The sequence below is a fragment of the Paenibacillus sp. P2(2022) genome (assembly GCF_029522175.1).
Lineage (GTDB): Bacteria > Bacillota > Bacilli > Paenibacillales > Paenibacillaceae > Paenibacillus > Paenibacillus polymyxa.
Genome location: NZ_JAKWFI010000005.1, coordinates 272,354 through 287,338 on the forward strand (window position 1 = coordinate 272,354; position 14,985 = coordinate 287,338).

Genomic DNA, 14,985 nt, shown 5'->3' on the forward strand with positions numbered 1-14,985 from the left:
CTCATCTATACTGATTATTCCAAGACCGTAGCGCGCATCTGGACGGGCCATTGTTCCTGCTTATAAGCCATATCCCAGAACATATATTCCAGCTGGCAGCTTAGCATAAAATGCTCAATCATCCGCTCTCGCTCGGCAGCCGTGGCGACTTTCGCCCAAGCATCCACACGCTCTCGATATTTGAAGGTTACATCTTCAATTTGGTTGCCATAGAAGCAAATCCACTCATAGAACGGATGAGACTCGTCTGGTCTTACCTCATCCATTAGCCTGCGTCCAATTTCAAGATATGTCCATGGACATGGTAGCAGCACGGCCATGATTTCCCCAAGACTACCCTCATGTGCGACGGTCAGCATATGGCGGATATAATGATGAGCGGACGGAGCGAGTGGATATCCCTGCATCTCTTCATAGGTGACACCTGCGATAGCACAAAAATTTTGATGCGGATGAACCTCGCTGTTGAGAATAAAAGAGATCTGTTCGTTAAATACAGCCATATCCTCCCGGCTCGTGCTTTTGGAGATTGCGATGCCGTAAATCCGCATGTAGGCGTTCAAATATTCAAAGTCTTGTTTTACATAGTGAATCAGCTGTTCCCTTGTTAAATTTCCTTCAGCAATACCTCTCACAAAGGGATGCTCATAAATGGCTTGAAAAATGCCATCCGCCTGCTGACGGAGCTCTTGCGAAAAACTCATTTCCCCACCTCCAACAAAAATGGAGAATAAGAAGTCCCGTAAGATACAATTCTCGGAACAATGCCAAAAAGCCGCCCCGAAAACTGGAGCGGCTTCAACATAGGTTCAATGCGCAAAAACGCCTGAAACCCTATATAGAAGGCTCCACTTTCCTACGCTAGTACGAACTAGATCAGGTTCAAAGGGTCCAAGATTCATTCTTGTCTCAGCCATAATGGCTCCCCTAGTGGACTTTCCTATTCTTTTGACTAATACTGTACATTCGTTCCTATGTTATGTCAAACTGCTTATGCCTAGTGAAGGATTAGTGAGGGTGTTGGATTACACTTTCCACGGCTTTGACCCTCACATATTCCGGTTTCCACATTGCATCCCGAATGGCTTGCTCAATATTTGGAAGGTGTGCCTGAGCTACCTGATCCTGAATTGCGGCCTTTGCTACCGCAACCGCAACCGCAAACGAAACATCACGTAATTTTCGAATATGGGGCAGCAGTGCGCCGCCAAGTTCATTCGAATCTACGGCGTTGGCAACGGCATCAGCTGCTGCGGTAAACATGGAAGGAGTGATTCGTTTGGCCTTGACCACAATTGCGCCTAGACCCAGTCCCGGGAAAACAAAGGCATTGTTCGCCTGACCAATTTCAAATTTCGTACCGTTATAGGTGACGGGCTCAAAGGGACTTCCCGTAGCAATCAATGCTTTGCCATCAGTCCATCGTATCAAATCCTCGGGTACCGCTTCAGCCAGATTGGTAGGATTGGACATGGGCATAATGATCGGGCGTTCCACATGCTTTGCCATTTCCTTGATAATCTCTTCAGAAAAGGCACCCGCTACACCGGAAGTCCCAATTAAGATTGTAGGTTTTACCTGACGGATGACCTCCAGCAACGGTATTTTGCCGTCTTCCGATCGGGACCATGAGCTGATTTCTTCCTTTTTACGCACATATGGTTTCTGATAATCGAGTACATCTTCCATATCGTCCGTTAATAATCCGCGATAATCAAAGGCCCAAAATGACTTGAATGAATCTTCTTCAGGAAGCCCGTCCTCGATCATAGCTCCTCGTATTTGGTCGGCGTTGCCGATTCCTGCTGCCCCCGGACCAAAGACAAGTATTTTTTGTTCACGTAGCGGAGTTTTGGTGACACCTACCGCCGAAACAATCGCAGCTAATGTGACTGCTCCTGTGCCCTGGATGTCATCATTGAAGGTGAGAATGTTTTGACCGTATTTCCCTATAATGTGGCGTGCGTTCACGCTGCCCACATCCTCCCAATGCAAAAGCGCTTTCGGGAATTGTGTTAACGTTTTGCTGATAAAGGTATCAATAAATTGATGATAGGCTTCTCCGCGAACTCGTTTATGACGGTTTCCGATGTATAGCGGATCATTCAGCAGCTTTTCATTATTCGTGCCCACATCCAGTACAATGGGCAGCACCCGCCCGGGATGAATACCTGCCGCAGCTGTATATACAGCAAGTTTGCCAATAGCAATGTTAATTCCCCCGACCCCCCAGTCACCAATTCCCAAAATACTTTCTGAATCCGTGACCACGATCAGGTCAACATCCTCACTACGCAATCCGGAATTATAGAACGCCTGTCCGATACCGTTCGGATGATCTATTGATAAATATACGCCCCCAGGGCGGTTGTACTCATGGCTGTATTCTTGAATGGCGGTTCCTACAGTCGGTGTGTAGACTACGGGCAGCATTTCACTCAAATGGTCGGTTAGCAGCCGATAGTAAAGCACGACATTCCGGTTATGAAGGTCGTTAAGTGAAGCATTTTTACGCAGCATGGTGGGTTGTGCCAGGAATTGCTGATATGCCCGAACGCTCTGTTTTTCCAATGAAAGGACAGTGGGAGGAAGAATTCCTTCCAAGCCCAGTTCTTTGCGTTCTTCTTCTGTAAATGCCACCCCTTTGTTCAAAAGAGGGTTTGCTAGCACGTCCTTTCCTCGTAAGGGAGTAGATAATGACCCATCACGATTGACATGAAATGCTTCCATAAAAATACCTTCTTTCCCTATATTTTAATAATTATTCATGATGGAAAATGACATGTTGTCCATAGTATGGACGTACGAATTGGTTTTATTCGCCTATCAATCTATGACAAAATGACCATATGTGTATCTTTTTATTAATCCCATAGAACTAATTTTGTTTTCGGATTCACCTTGTAATTCGTATAGTAGTAGTCCTGATGAATCAGGTCTAAATGCTCTGTTTTTATCAAATATGAAAAATAGTTTTTCTTCTCTTGAATGCTTATATATCAAGGGATGTGAGCTATTTTGTTAAGAAAATATGAAGTATTTGGACATTAATTTAATCTTACTAAGCAAACATTTTTAATTCTTTTTCAACAAAATAGAACTATTCGGAGGAAAAGGAGAGGTTTGTGTGCAGGGACCTATAGCCATTTTTAGCGATAATAACAGGGCTATTGATTATCCCAATGTGATTTGTTTTTACCAATATATACAGTGCGAGGACACGGAGGAAGCTTCAGTCTACGAGGGCGCAAGTTGCTGCCTGATAGATTATAGGGAGCCGGGGCAAGCCGTGCGGAAAGCTAATCAGATCCGTAGCCAGTTTCCACAAATGCCATTGCTATTGGTGACGGATGTAACCTTTCCGTTCAGTGATCTGCATATGGTGCAAATTATCGGAGTAGGCCGATTGCGTCTGCTATTTTGGCAAGCCAATGATACCGAAGAAATACTTTCTGAAATACAAAGCTTGCTCTATCCCGAGTATTCGACTAAAAGCCAACATGTTGCATTCATCTTGTCTGTGTATAACGAAGAGAAACGTTTTGTTCATGTCAAAACCTTTGCTGAGCGACTGCAAGCCTTTATCCGCAGCCATATTATAGAGGGTTCGATTTATCTCATTGATGATGGTAGCCACGATGGCACGAATGCCTTGATTAAAGCGCTGGAGGCAGCAACGGACTTGTCCGTAAACCGGATTAACCAGAACTTGAGTCCACTGCTTCAAACAAGGGAATTGGGACGCAATACGCGCAAGGCAGGGACGTATCTGGAAGGAATGCGGACCATCGGTGCGGATTACTACGTATTTGTGGACGCGGACGATTCCTTTTTTATTGAGGATATTGCCAGAATGATCAATGTTGTTCAACAGGGCTACTATGATGTTGTGATTGGAACCAAAGATATGACCGCCGAGAATCGTTCTTTATTGCGATCTATCGTTAGCTTTGGCAAACGGGTCGTCTCTCGCCCCTTTTTACCAACCGGTGTAGTAGATTCCCAGACGGGTCTTAAAGTGATGAGCTCGGTTGCCGTGAAGCGGATGTTTCCACATTTGAAGGAACAACTCGGACTAGCGCTGGATCTGGAGATGATGTTCATTGCCAAGCGACTTCAGCTCCGTGTGCTGCAACTACCCGTCAAATGCATTGACCGAGATGGCTCGCACATTCATGTCTGGAAGGATTCCATTCGTTTTTTGCGCTCTATCATTGAGATTTGGCGACTGGATCGGCGGGTGAGATAACCACGTGAACAACCGATTGCGTTCGTTGATGTTCCCCCTCTTTAATGTGCTGCTTAACGGATTCAATTTTTTCTTCCACATTGCAGCGAGCTGGTATCTTACCGGACAAGCCTATGGTCAGGCGAACGCGCTGTTGGCCCTCTTTGCACTGTTGTCCGTATTGGGCTTATCCATCCAGCTGTTAACCGCCAAGCTGGTATCCAAGGCTGACCAGAAGCTTCTGCTACGCAGCTTACCGCTCGGTTCTCTATTACTAAAAGCACCTCTAGTGCTAACTCTGCTTGCCATGATCATTTCACTTTCCTTTCATCCGTTGCTGCGTTCGCTATTGGGCGTTGAGTCCGGCCCGCTGTTCATGCTGTATGCCTTGATCGGATTGCATATTCTGGTGAGTTCGTGCCGTGGAGATTTACAGGGGAGGGAACGCATGCTGGCGCTCAATGTGAACTATTACATTGAGGTATTAGGGAAGCTATGCCTGTTTTTTGTCCTGGCTGCCCTGGGGTTAAGGCTGGAAGCCTTACTATTAGCGAGCTGTGGGGGAATGCTGCTGTCGTTGCTTCACGGCTGGATCGTTTCGGCCCAAGGCTTGTCCCTATTGACATATAGAGGAGAACATATCCCTGCTGGGTTATGGAAGTCACTAGGTCAGGATTTCACCGACAGCCTTATGACGAATTTATTCATTCTGTTTTGTATATCCATCGACATGTTGTATGTACAGCATTATTTTCCTGAGCAGGCCAGCAGCTATGCCATTGCGCTGAAGTACAGCCAGTTGGTCTATTACGTTTCGTACAGCTTGATTGCTGCCTTTATTCCAAAGATCGGTGCGCAGGGGCATGACCGCCAGGCTTTGGGCAAGTTAATTGTAATCTATGCTGGATTAATGGCTGTAGCCGCGCTGTGTGTATATGTGGGCACAACTTATATATTCCCACCCTCTATTCCCATATTATTTGGAGCCTCTTACCAGGCGGCTGAGGCCTATATTCCATGGGGAGGCTGGGTGTATTGGCTTTTTTCCATCGTGCTATTTTTTGTGCATGTGCACGTATTAGTGGGCAGACGCACCTTTATGTTCAGTCTGATGGCGGGAGCCGCAGCTTTATTAGTAGCCTTTCATATGGCTCACACAGACCCGATCGATTTTTTGTTGTCAGAGTTCATTGTGTACGGAGCTATGTCTCTCTACTTTGTGATAGATGCCTATATGTATTTGTTCAAAATAAAGATAAGGGGAGGAATCACCCCATGAATACCATACTAGAGCAGGACGATAAGACCGTAGTTCTATTGCTTTCCTGGCGTGACATTCGTTCTCCGAAAAGCGGGGGAGCAGAAATTTTCACCCATGAAATGCTGAAACGCTCACAGCAAGGCCGGTTTCAGTTCATTCATTTCTCACCCCAATTTGAGGGGATGCCTGAGCATGAAGTCATCGACGGAATTACGTATATTCGAAAAGGAAACATATACAGTGTTATTTATTATGCGATGCGCTATTACCGTCGTCATCGGCAGCAGATTGACTATGTAATTAATCAAGCGAATACGCATCAGTTCTTTACCCGATTTTGGGTGGAGGCATCCAAGCGAATTTTTTTCATACATCAGCTAACAAGGGAAATATGGTATGAAAATGCCAGGTTCCCGCTAAATATGATTGGATTTCATATGGAGCCCCTCATGCTTAAGCTGGCACGGAAGGATCGGACGCTCACCGTATCCCCGTCTACCCGGTATGATCTGCTTAAGCTGGGCTTTCATCCAGATCGCGTTCATCTTTTACCGGAAGGCATTGAGTTTGATCATTGGCCGCGTGAACAATTTTTGACGAAGGAGTCTAACCCAACCTTCATGTATGCCGGACGCTTTGTTAAATATAAGGGCATTGATCTGGTCGTTGAAGCCTTTGGGCGGCTCAAGGAAAAGTTCCCCCAGGCTATGTTATGGATTGCCGGAAAAACCGATAAAACCTATGTGACAGAACAATTATTGCCGATTATAGAACGGTATGGATTGACATACGGAGAACCGGATGAACAGGGACAATCACAAGCCGATATTACCTTTTATGGATTTGTTTCAGCAGAGTATAAGCTGGAGCTGATGAGCCGTGCCCATGCGCTCGTATTCCCTTCCCTGCGTGAAGGCTGGGGATTGACGATTACCGAAGCGGCAGCGGTTGGAACTCCCAGCATTGTGAGCAATTCTCCCGGTCTGGTGGATGCGACGGATTTCGGAAAAAGCGGATATTTATGCTTTCACGGCGATATTCGAGGATTATCTGAACAAATGGAAAGAGCGGCAGAGGGTGGCGAAGATTACATGGCCATCCGTGAGCGAGCGTACCAATATGCGCTAAGATTTCATTTTGATCATACAGCTGCCGCGTTTGAGCAGTTGATGGAGAATTGGACAGAGGAGGCGGAACAGAGTGGACAAAGTGGTCATTCTCTTCTCCACGTACAACAATGAACGTACAATAGAGCCTTGTTTGCGAAGCTGTATGGGGCAAAATTACAGGGATCTGCATATTGTAATTGCCGATGATGGCTCCAGTGATCGGACGGTTGAGACGATTCGTATGCTGTCCGCAGGGAGCTCAGTACCCGTTACCGTATTGGAGCTTCCTCATGGAGAGCGGGGAGTTGCTAGAGTCAAAGCGGTTGAGGAAGCGAAGCGCTTGGGTGCCGAATACATATTTGTATTGGATTCCGATATGATTTTAGCCGAACATCTAATTCAGCAAAGCATCGACTTTTTTGACGATCATCAAGATATTGGTGCCTTGGTTATTCCAGAGGAGGCATATTCGGAAGCAAATAATTTTTTCTCCAAAGTAAAGGTTTTCGAGCGGAATGTAATTAACAACGCAGGAGAGACCTTGGGAAAACGCTCCATTGAAGCTGCACGCTTCTGGCGAATGAGCGCTTACGAATCAACAGGCGGATTTAATGCGGAGCAAATTGCTTTTGAAGAAATACAGCCAACCTTACGCTATATAGAGTCTGGCGGAGTCATTCGCCGGGCGGTTTTTACACGGGTATATCATGATGAAAAACAGGTATATTTGCAGGATGTATTACGTAAAAAAGCCTACTACTTCTCGGTGATGGATCGTACGATGTCATCTGAGGAGGGCGGATTGCGAAAGGCACTGGAACGTTGGTACTTCTTCCGTCCGGTGTTGTATACATGGGGGAATGTGAAAAACTACATCCGCCATCCGCTGCTAACGGGGGGGATGTTGTGGATGTACACCTGCCTGACTGTGATTGGGGTAGCCGCCGTGTTAAAGGGCGGCACCCGTCACTCAGGCGATCTCGCTAAGGCGGATAAGGCGTAACGATGAATGACCGAGGGTCAGCGTATCCAGCGAGTACAGGTCGGGATCGGAAGATTCTGGCTCCTCATACGGTATATATAATGAATGCGGAGTTAACTGAATACCTTCGCCAGCAGGATGACGCAGTGAGCAGCCGACAGGATACAGCTCAGCAAGTGCAATATGTACGGCGGTTACGATATCTTGTTCATTCAGCAGGACATACGGTCGGTACGGAGCATTCAAAATGCTGTTTATAAATATCGACAAGTCAGTTGCCACGTTCTGGTCTGCATACAGGCTGTTTCGATTGAGCCTAGCCTGATCAAGCGCCTCATACAGTATCTTTTTAAGCGTATCATCATCCAGCTCCAGCGGTTTCGTCAAAAAACGGAACACGCCGACTTGATTAATGGCCGATAAAATGGACTGCGTATGCAGGTGACCAGACAAAATGATGCGTACGATATGTGGATAATCTTTCTTAATCATACGAAGGAACGTAATTCCGTCCAAACCAGGCATAAGCAGATCGGAGACGACAACATCAATCGGGTACTTTTCCAGCACTTGCAGAGCTTCTTTAGGCGTGTGAGCGGTATGTAAGGTGAATGTTTCTTGCATCAATGTCCGTTCAAGCAGGGACAGCACCATAGGACTGTCGTCAACAAATAGAATGTTTTGGGGTGTCATAAGAACTGCGCAACTCCAATCAGGAAGTAAGAAATGAGGAACTACATGTATAATATCAGCGTTTTGGCATTTTTAAAAGATGTCAGTACAGAACGGGCGTTGCGTCTTTTTTGTGAACGATTTGATTCGGTTGAACACGCGCTCTGGGAAAAAGGAATGCGTCTTCTTCACCAGTATCATGCTGCGCGACATACAGGGGTGACTCTGGCCGTCTCCAGTGCACTTCAGCATATGGACGATCGTCATGATATTTACGTTGTTGATCTGCGAGCATACAGCGAGGAAGATTTGGATCGTCTATATATAGCCAAAACATGCGAGTTGATCCTGCTGACAGACGGGGCAACGGAAACCGCTGCGAGGTTTGCCGCACTCCAGCGCCGCACTCCCCGGTTGCTGTGCGCACGGCTACCGCTGGTCAGCTACGAGCTGGAATGCCTGATGCAAGCGATTTTGAGCCGTCTTGAACAAAATGGAGGGGCCAGGTCATGAAGCAATGGGCTTTGTTGAAACCAAGTTGGCAAAAGCTGATCCTGTACCTGATGGTTTTGTGTGTGACAGTGTTCTTGGCCGCTGTGCTACAATGGTTCGTCATGCGGCAATTCAGCGGTCACTTGGCGGAAATTCAGAACGAGCAGCTCCAGGATGAGGTACAGGAACTGTCTGGCAGCATAACGGAGCATTATGCCGCATGGCAAGCTGAGCTAAAAGAGCTGTCGTCCAGTCTGGGCAGAGAGATGCTGAATCAGGGAACACGTCAATATACTGAGGGGTTTAAGCGTGAGAGCGGGTCTTTTTATGTGCTGGATGAACAGTATCATGTGATGGTCGGACGTGATAATCGTGAGATGAGGAATGCGGTCCAGCAGATTAAATGGCTGCAAAATGGTTGTGCGGTCAGCTCTTTTGTGACTGAGGATCATCAGCCTGCCCAGTACATAGCGTGCAGGATTCAAGGGGCGCAGACGGGCGGTTTTATGGTGCGTACAGTTGACGCTGAAATGCTTAGTGGAATTGTTAAAAGTAAGCCGGTGAATCAGCATGAGACTTTATTTTATAACGGTCAATTCAAGATCGTAGCTTCCCGAAGTACTTCGGATATCAACCGGACGGACATCACGAGTGTAACCCGTAGGCTGCTGGAGGGCAATACGGGTATCGTTGAAGATCGTGGAGAGAAATACGGAATAGGATTCAGCCGCATTGGGGAAGAGGCCCTTTACATATCGGTTAAGGATATCAGTCAGGATACTGCCCAGCGAATTAGCTCCTTTCGCAAACAGTTGTGGATGGTGATGGCTCTAATACTCATTATTTTGTGGGCCATGCTCATACAGTTCCGCAAACGGATTGTGAAAGATGCCATCGTGAACAATCAAGTGCGTGACCAGCGGCGGGATGAAGATATGCGACAACAGCAGGACACGTATTATTTGCCGTTAATGCAGACGATTGAGCAACAGCTGCAAGAGCTACAAGAACAGACTAGCCGTCTCACAGGCGGCGATGATTTAAAGCTGTTGGGATTTTATCAAGATCTAGCCAACCGCTTTGAAGTGTCTTCCAGTCAGGGAAAAGGAGCATCTCATGAGGAACTGGAGTATTTCCGCGAGCTGAATGAAAATTTCATTCAGGGTCGTCTCAGACAGGAATCCTCACTAGGAGAATTACTGACAGGCGTCCGTAGTTTGCGTGATGAGCTGGAAGAGAAAATGCATGATAATAGCGGAATTAGCTTCACCGATATGAATGAGGTATTGTCCGAATCGCTGAAATGGGCGAACCGTTCGCTGAATATGAAGCACATTCAAGTGATCTTGCGGCAAGAGCCAGTTCCATCCATTGCAGCACAAGCACCCATGCTGTACAAAACGATACAGGGGCTGCTGGAAAATGCAGTGCAGGCCATGAACCAAGATGGAGAGCAACTGGAGGATCAGGAACGGGGCCGAACGGGTCTGCGGTCCAAGCGGCAATCTCATATGCTTAAGGTTAGCTCACGGCTGGAAGAAGCTGAAATTATGATTATCATTGAAGACACAGGCGGCGGGATTGATGACAAGATGCGTTGGAGCTATTTCCAGCCGGACTATTCCCAAAACGCACAGGAGCATACGTTCAGCCTGTATCACATGGATGCATATCTGAAGACTATAGGTGGTCGCTTAAAGCTGCGTAACACCGATCAGGGATTGCAGGCCATCGTTCATTTGAGAAGATAGATAGGCCCAAGATAACCAACAGATACAAGAGGTTCAAGAGAGGGGGACAAGCATGAAAAAGTGGATATTTCGCTACCGCTACGATATGGCGGCAATCCTATTGATGCTGGCTGCGATTGTGGCATATCTTGCCCCCATCTATGGATTAGGACAAATCGTATTCAGTGACATTGCCTTTGGAGCCACCTCTCATCGGTATCTGGAGGAAATAACCGGGGTATGGAACGAACGATGGTCTACCTCGACCTTGTTCAATGCTCCACGTATCCTGTACATCTTGCCCTTCTATGGACTTTCACTATTATTTGACGAAAGCGGCCCGGTCTTGCTCAAGTCGTTTATCACAGGCTTGTTATTTGTCTCGGCATTTTCGATGTATGCCTTTGCCAAGCGACTGGTCAGCGTGTATTATTCACCAAGTTTTACGAAAACCCGTATTTTTGCCATCATGGTTGGTTCGTTGTTTTACGCACTGAATCCGTGGGTTATTTTTCGCATCCAGCATATTTATTTGCTCTGTGGGTATAGTTTGTTTCCGTTAATGCTGCGATTCTTTTTCAGTGCGGTGGACCCCAAGTTTCAAATTCAACAAATTAAAAACTATCATCCCCATAAGTTGTATCAGCGGAACTGGATTGACCTGTTCCTGCTGGCTGCAGTATTCACTGTTAGTGCTGCGGCCATTCATTATTTTTTCTTCGGGATGATTTATTTGGGATTGTTCACCATGCTGCTCCTGCTCAAACTGACCTGGACTCATCGTAAGGCCGGGCGCGCCTATTTACAGCCCTTATACAGTAATTTTTTGCGTAAAGGCATGATTTTTGGTGTGTTTTTCGGACTGCTTAGTTTTTACTGGTTGTCCCTGTATGTAGGTAGCATGTTGATGGACGCTCAAGCGTCTCAGCATAATATCAACGTCGTGGATACGTTGTCTCTGTTCAGCCGTAATAGCAGTTTATATAATGTGGGTTATTTACTGAGCTATTGGTGGCCAATGTTCTCCTTTTCCTCACTGCCTGCGATGTTTTATGTAGGTGGGGGATTCTTATTGCTATTGATCGGATACGCGATGGTGACACGTTCACATAAAAATCCGATCATTCTGATCTTCTCGCTCCTTACGCTGTTATTTATGGTTGCAGCGACTGGAACGACATTTCCGTCCATTGCCAAGTGGTTTGTTATTTTGGTTACGAAAACCCCTGTGATTGGTTCGGTTTTCCGTGATCCTAACAAATTTATTGGACTGCTTTCCCTTAATTTCGGAGTGTTACTGACCTTTGGCATAATTCAATGTATGGAATGGTTTGGATCATCGCCGCTACAGCGTGTGTATAAAAAGCTGGCGGTTGTTATCGTCGTTTTGTGTCTGGGCGTATATTTTGCTCCCTTGCGTACCCAGTTCATTGAGGGGTACTACAAGCCGGTACAAGTGCCGAAGGCTTATAGTCAAATGGCTGAAAAGCTGACTGACCCAGATCGTTTTGACAGCAAGGCACTGTATTTTCCGATTGCCGATAATATGATTCAAAGCTATAACGGAGTAGCGACGCCCAAATGGAATAAAGGAAAAACGGCAACCGAGAAGGCGACCGGGGATTTTCAGGTATACTCTTCTCCTAAAAATACGATCTTTCATCATGAAGGCAATGATCCCGGTATCACATACTATATGAATTTTCTACAGTATGTTATGGACAACGGACTAAGCTCGCGATTAGGCTGGCTGTTCTCTACCTTTGGGGTCAACCAACTGGTCTACCATGATGAATATGAAGGACAGGAGAAGCGGCAGGATTTCCACCTGTCTCAGCTGGAAGGTCAGACCGGGTTGAAACGTACGTATAAGAACGATTTGTTTTCCATATTCAATCTTGATCAGACACCGCCCTATATGAATATTCTTGCAAGTAAAATTGTGACACCTTACGGATTTAGCCGACTGGAGAGCTACAGTCATCTGCCTGGTTTTGATTTCAGCCGTTTTGGCGTGCTGTTCAGCGCGTTGAAGCCTGAGTTAAACACCATTCAGACGGTCAACAAGGGGGATTATGTGGAGGCAGCCTCCTTTAATGACTTGCTGTTGTCCCAGCTCCCGGCAGAGGACTACTTGCGGCCTTTTGATGCCATTGAGGATGGTAATGCATTTTTAAAATGGTCCAAAACTTTTGCATCAACCAACGATTGGTTGTGGTATTTATCCTCCCAAAATATACGGAACTTCCCGTTTGATATGGAGATGGATGCAGGGATTGCGGTCACCTTCGCCAGTAAGAAACTGGATGTGGCACCCTATCAGATGAGCAGTATTGAAGGCAAAACGGTGCTTGATTTTGACTCTATGCTGAGAACGGAAACCTTTTTCAAGCCTGATAATCCACAGTTGTTCAGTGTGCAGGCTAACCCCCGAGAGGAATCGAACGACGTGCCGACTCTGCATGGTGAGATTATGAAGGGAGATCCGAGTAATATATGGCAGGTTGCTAGATCGGGATTGCTAGAAGCCAAGGAAAATAACCCATATCAGTTCCACATCACCGTTTCTGGTCGTGGGACGAACAAAATGCATGTAAAAATGAGGTTTTATGATAAGCAAATGCGTGAGCTCGGGGTTAGCTATGTTGTGGCGCCTTCAGAGGGATATAATTTTGACAGTGTAAAATTTTACGGGGAATACGTCTCGCCGCCTGGCAGCTATTGGATGCGAATGGATTTGTTAACCCTCCAGCGTCCGCAGCAAAAAAATTACTGGTGGATTCACGATATTCAGCTGCGTGACTTGGGGAAATACAGCAAGCCCAACACGTTTACGATGCATAAAAAGATGGACCAGCCTCAAACCTCGCATGTATATGCAAGAGTGTTCATGAATAAGGCAGGCGGGAAAATACAAGTCACACTGCCCGATGGAGTGGCTAACATCAAGACCCGTGATGAGGGATTAAACCAATTTCAATGGGTTGATTTGGGAGAACATGTTTTTCCAAAGGGAGATAACCCAATCACGGTTAATAACCTGCAAGGCTTTAATGCGGTCAATCAATTTGCGATTGTTCCTGTGGATCAACTGGATCGGTTATCTTTTCCGGTGGAGCAGGCATTGAAGCGGGGCAAGCTCTTTTTCACCTTGGAGGCAGAGAACGATTTTAATGCTCAAGGGAATGTGCAGACGGAACGTGCTTTACCTAGACTTAGTATGGGTCGGGGAATCAGTTACCAAAAAGGGACGTTAAGCAGAGAAGTGGAAGTCGCCAAAACGGGAACCTATGCCACAGCTATTTTGGCTAATTTACCTGCCGGATATGAAGGATCGTTAACTATGAAATGGAAGAATGAAGAGACTGGAGAGGTGCTGACCAGAACGCTTCGTACGGAGGACTCTTATAAGCGATTACCCGCTACCTCTTTATCCGAAAAGCAGGTTATTGAAACGGTGCCCAACCAAGATAGCTTTGCCAAGAAAAGCATACAAATTCCCGGTCTGCTGAACGACTATGGCCGAGTCGAATTTAAAAATCTGTTCTTAACCAAGGGAAAATATCGCTTAACCCTTGTACTGGACAGTCAGGTGCCGTCATTGAGCCATTTTGCAGATATTCATCGAATGGGCGGGCAGGAAGTGATCGTGATGCCTGGGCAGGACACGAAGGAATCATTGAGCACGGATGTTGGTTGTGTAGCAGATATTCGACCTGGCCAGACGGATCTATCCATCAAGGACACAGAACTGTCCATCCGTTACGCACCTAGCTATTCCTGTGATTGGAATATTTATGCGTCCAAAAAAATGAAGGCGGAACCGCTGCAAGAGTATGCCGTGCAGTTGGATGCACGGTCAGAACAAATTGGAAGTCGGCACATGAAGGTCATTTTCTTAAATAAAGCGTCCCAGGTTCTTCAAACCTCCTATATTGATGAGGTGGAGGAGAGAGATAAGGAGCAATGGAATCATTATGACCAGATTGTAAAGGCTCCGGCAGGAACCACCATGATGCAGTTTCAGATTTTAGCGCATGCGCACAAGAAGCAGACGGGCTTATTTCAAATGAAGCAATATTCCATCATCCCTTATCAAGCGATGATTACAGTGGATCAATTTACGCTGTTTGAGGGAACGGATATGGATACCTTTTTTATGGCACCACACGCTGCGGAAAGCATTCAGGCTACTCGTGAAAATTCCATGGAACGTAGTTTTACGCTATATAATCCAATGCATCAGCAGGTGCTGATCCGGGAGACGGAATCACCCAATCCACTATGGGAGTTCAGGCTGGGTAACGAAAATCAGCGAGCGCGTCTGTCTGTGAATGGAGTAACTACCGGATTCATAACGAATGGCAGCGGAAACGGTAAGGTTGTCGTTATTCTGGCTTCAGCCTACCGTTTTGGCTGGGTATTGTTTGTCATAGGGATCCTGGGCGGAGCAGCTTGTTTTCTTCCATATCGGCGATGGACAAAACGGAAGATTCCATAAAAAGGAAGCT

Annotated in this window: 10 protein-coding genes and 1 riboswitch; of the genes, 7 read left to right on the forward strand and 3 right to left on the reverse strand. The window is 46.4% G+C overall.

Annotated elements, in window-relative coordinates:
- Positions 1-14: 14 nt before the first annotated feature.
- Together tenA and MMB75_RS18270 are read right to left on the reverse strand one after the other, a co-directional pair.
- Positions 15-704, reverse strand: a complete 690-nt coding sequence (gene tenA, locus MMB75_RS18265; RefSeq protein ID WP_025365674.1) for a thiaminase II — start codon at positions 702-704, stop codon at positions 15-17.
- A 132-nt stretch (positions 705-836) separates the two neighbouring features.
- Positions 837-939: riboswitch (TPP riboswitch) on the reverse strand.
- Between the two features lie 69 nt (positions 940-1,008).
- Entirely contained in the window at positions 1,009-2,730 is a 1,722-nt protein-coding gene (locus MMB75_RS18270) for an NAD-dependent malic enzyme (protein WP_045244848.1), read from the reverse strand.
- 397 nt (positions 2,731-3,127) lie between these two features.
- On the opposite strand from MMB75_RS18270, the gene MMB75_RS18275 reads away from it, so the two are divergent.
- Genes MMB75_RS18275 through MMB75_RS18290 form a run of 4 tightly spaced genes read left to right on the forward strand, consistent with a single transcriptional unit; the run spans position 3,128 to position 7,601 of the window.
- Positions 3,128-4,249, forward strand: coding sequence for a glycosyltransferase (locus MMB75_RS18275; RefSeq protein WP_045244847.1), 1,122 nt, complete (start codon positions 3,128-3,130; stop codon positions 4,247-4,249).
- Between the two features lie 4 nt (positions 4,250-4,253).
- Positions 4,254-5,507: a polysaccharide biosynthesis protein gene (locus MMB75_RS18280; RefSeq protein WP_103042564.1), complete on the forward strand. Its 1,254-nt coding sequence runs from the start codon at positions 4,254-4,256 to the stop codon at positions 5,505-5,507.
- Complete coding sequence (locus tag MMB75_RS18285) at positions 5,504-6,730, forward strand: glycosyltransferase family 4 protein (protein ID WP_045244846.1); 1,227 nt, start codon at positions 5,504-5,506, stop codon at positions 6,728-6,730. The genes MMB75_RS18280 and MMB75_RS18285 overlap by 4 nt, the downstream gene beginning before the upstream one ends.
- Positions 6,690-7,601 (forward strand): glycosyltransferase family 2 protein, encoded by a 912-nt coding sequence (locus tag MMB75_RS18290; protein ID WP_044787385.1) that lies wholly within the window; start codon positions 6,690-6,692, stop codon positions 7,599-7,601. Before MMB75_RS18285 ends, MMB75_RS18290 begins: the two co-directional genes overlap by 41 nt.
- Here MMB75_RS18290 and MMB75_RS18295 read toward each other — a convergent pair.
- Positions 7,569-8,273: a response regulator gene (locus MMB75_RS18295; protein ID WP_016818598.1), complete on the reverse strand. Its 705-nt coding sequence runs from the start codon at positions 8,271-8,273 to the stop codon at positions 7,569-7,571. The two genes, MMB75_RS18290 and MMB75_RS18295, sit on opposite strands and share 33 nt — an antisense overlap.
- Before the next feature lie 45 nt (positions 8,274-8,318).
- Here MMB75_RS18295 and MMB75_RS18300 point away from each other — a divergent pair, with 45 nt between their 5' ends.
- The 3 genes from MMB75_RS18300 to MMB75_RS18310 are packed head-to-tail and all read left to right on the forward strand — an operon-like array spanning position 8,319 to position 14,975.
- A complete protein-coding gene (locus MMB75_RS18300) occupies positions 8,319-8,765 on the forward strand; it encodes a hypothetical protein (protein WP_016818599.1) in 447 nt (148 codons plus the stop codon).
- Positions 8,762-10,495, forward strand: a complete 1,734-nt coding sequence (locus MMB75_RS18305; RefSeq protein ID WP_016818600.1) for an ATP-binding protein — start codon at positions 8,762-8,764, stop codon at positions 10,493-10,495. Before MMB75_RS18300 ends, MMB75_RS18305 begins: the two co-directional genes overlap by 4 nt.
- Positions 10,496-10,547: 52 nt before the next feature.
- Positions 10,548-14,975 (forward strand): hypothetical protein, encoded by a 4,428-nt coding sequence (locus MMB75_RS18310; RefSeq protein ID WP_016818601.1) that lies wholly within the window; start codon positions 10,548-10,550, stop codon positions 14,973-14,975.
- Positions 14,976-14,985: the final 10 nt, after the last annotated feature.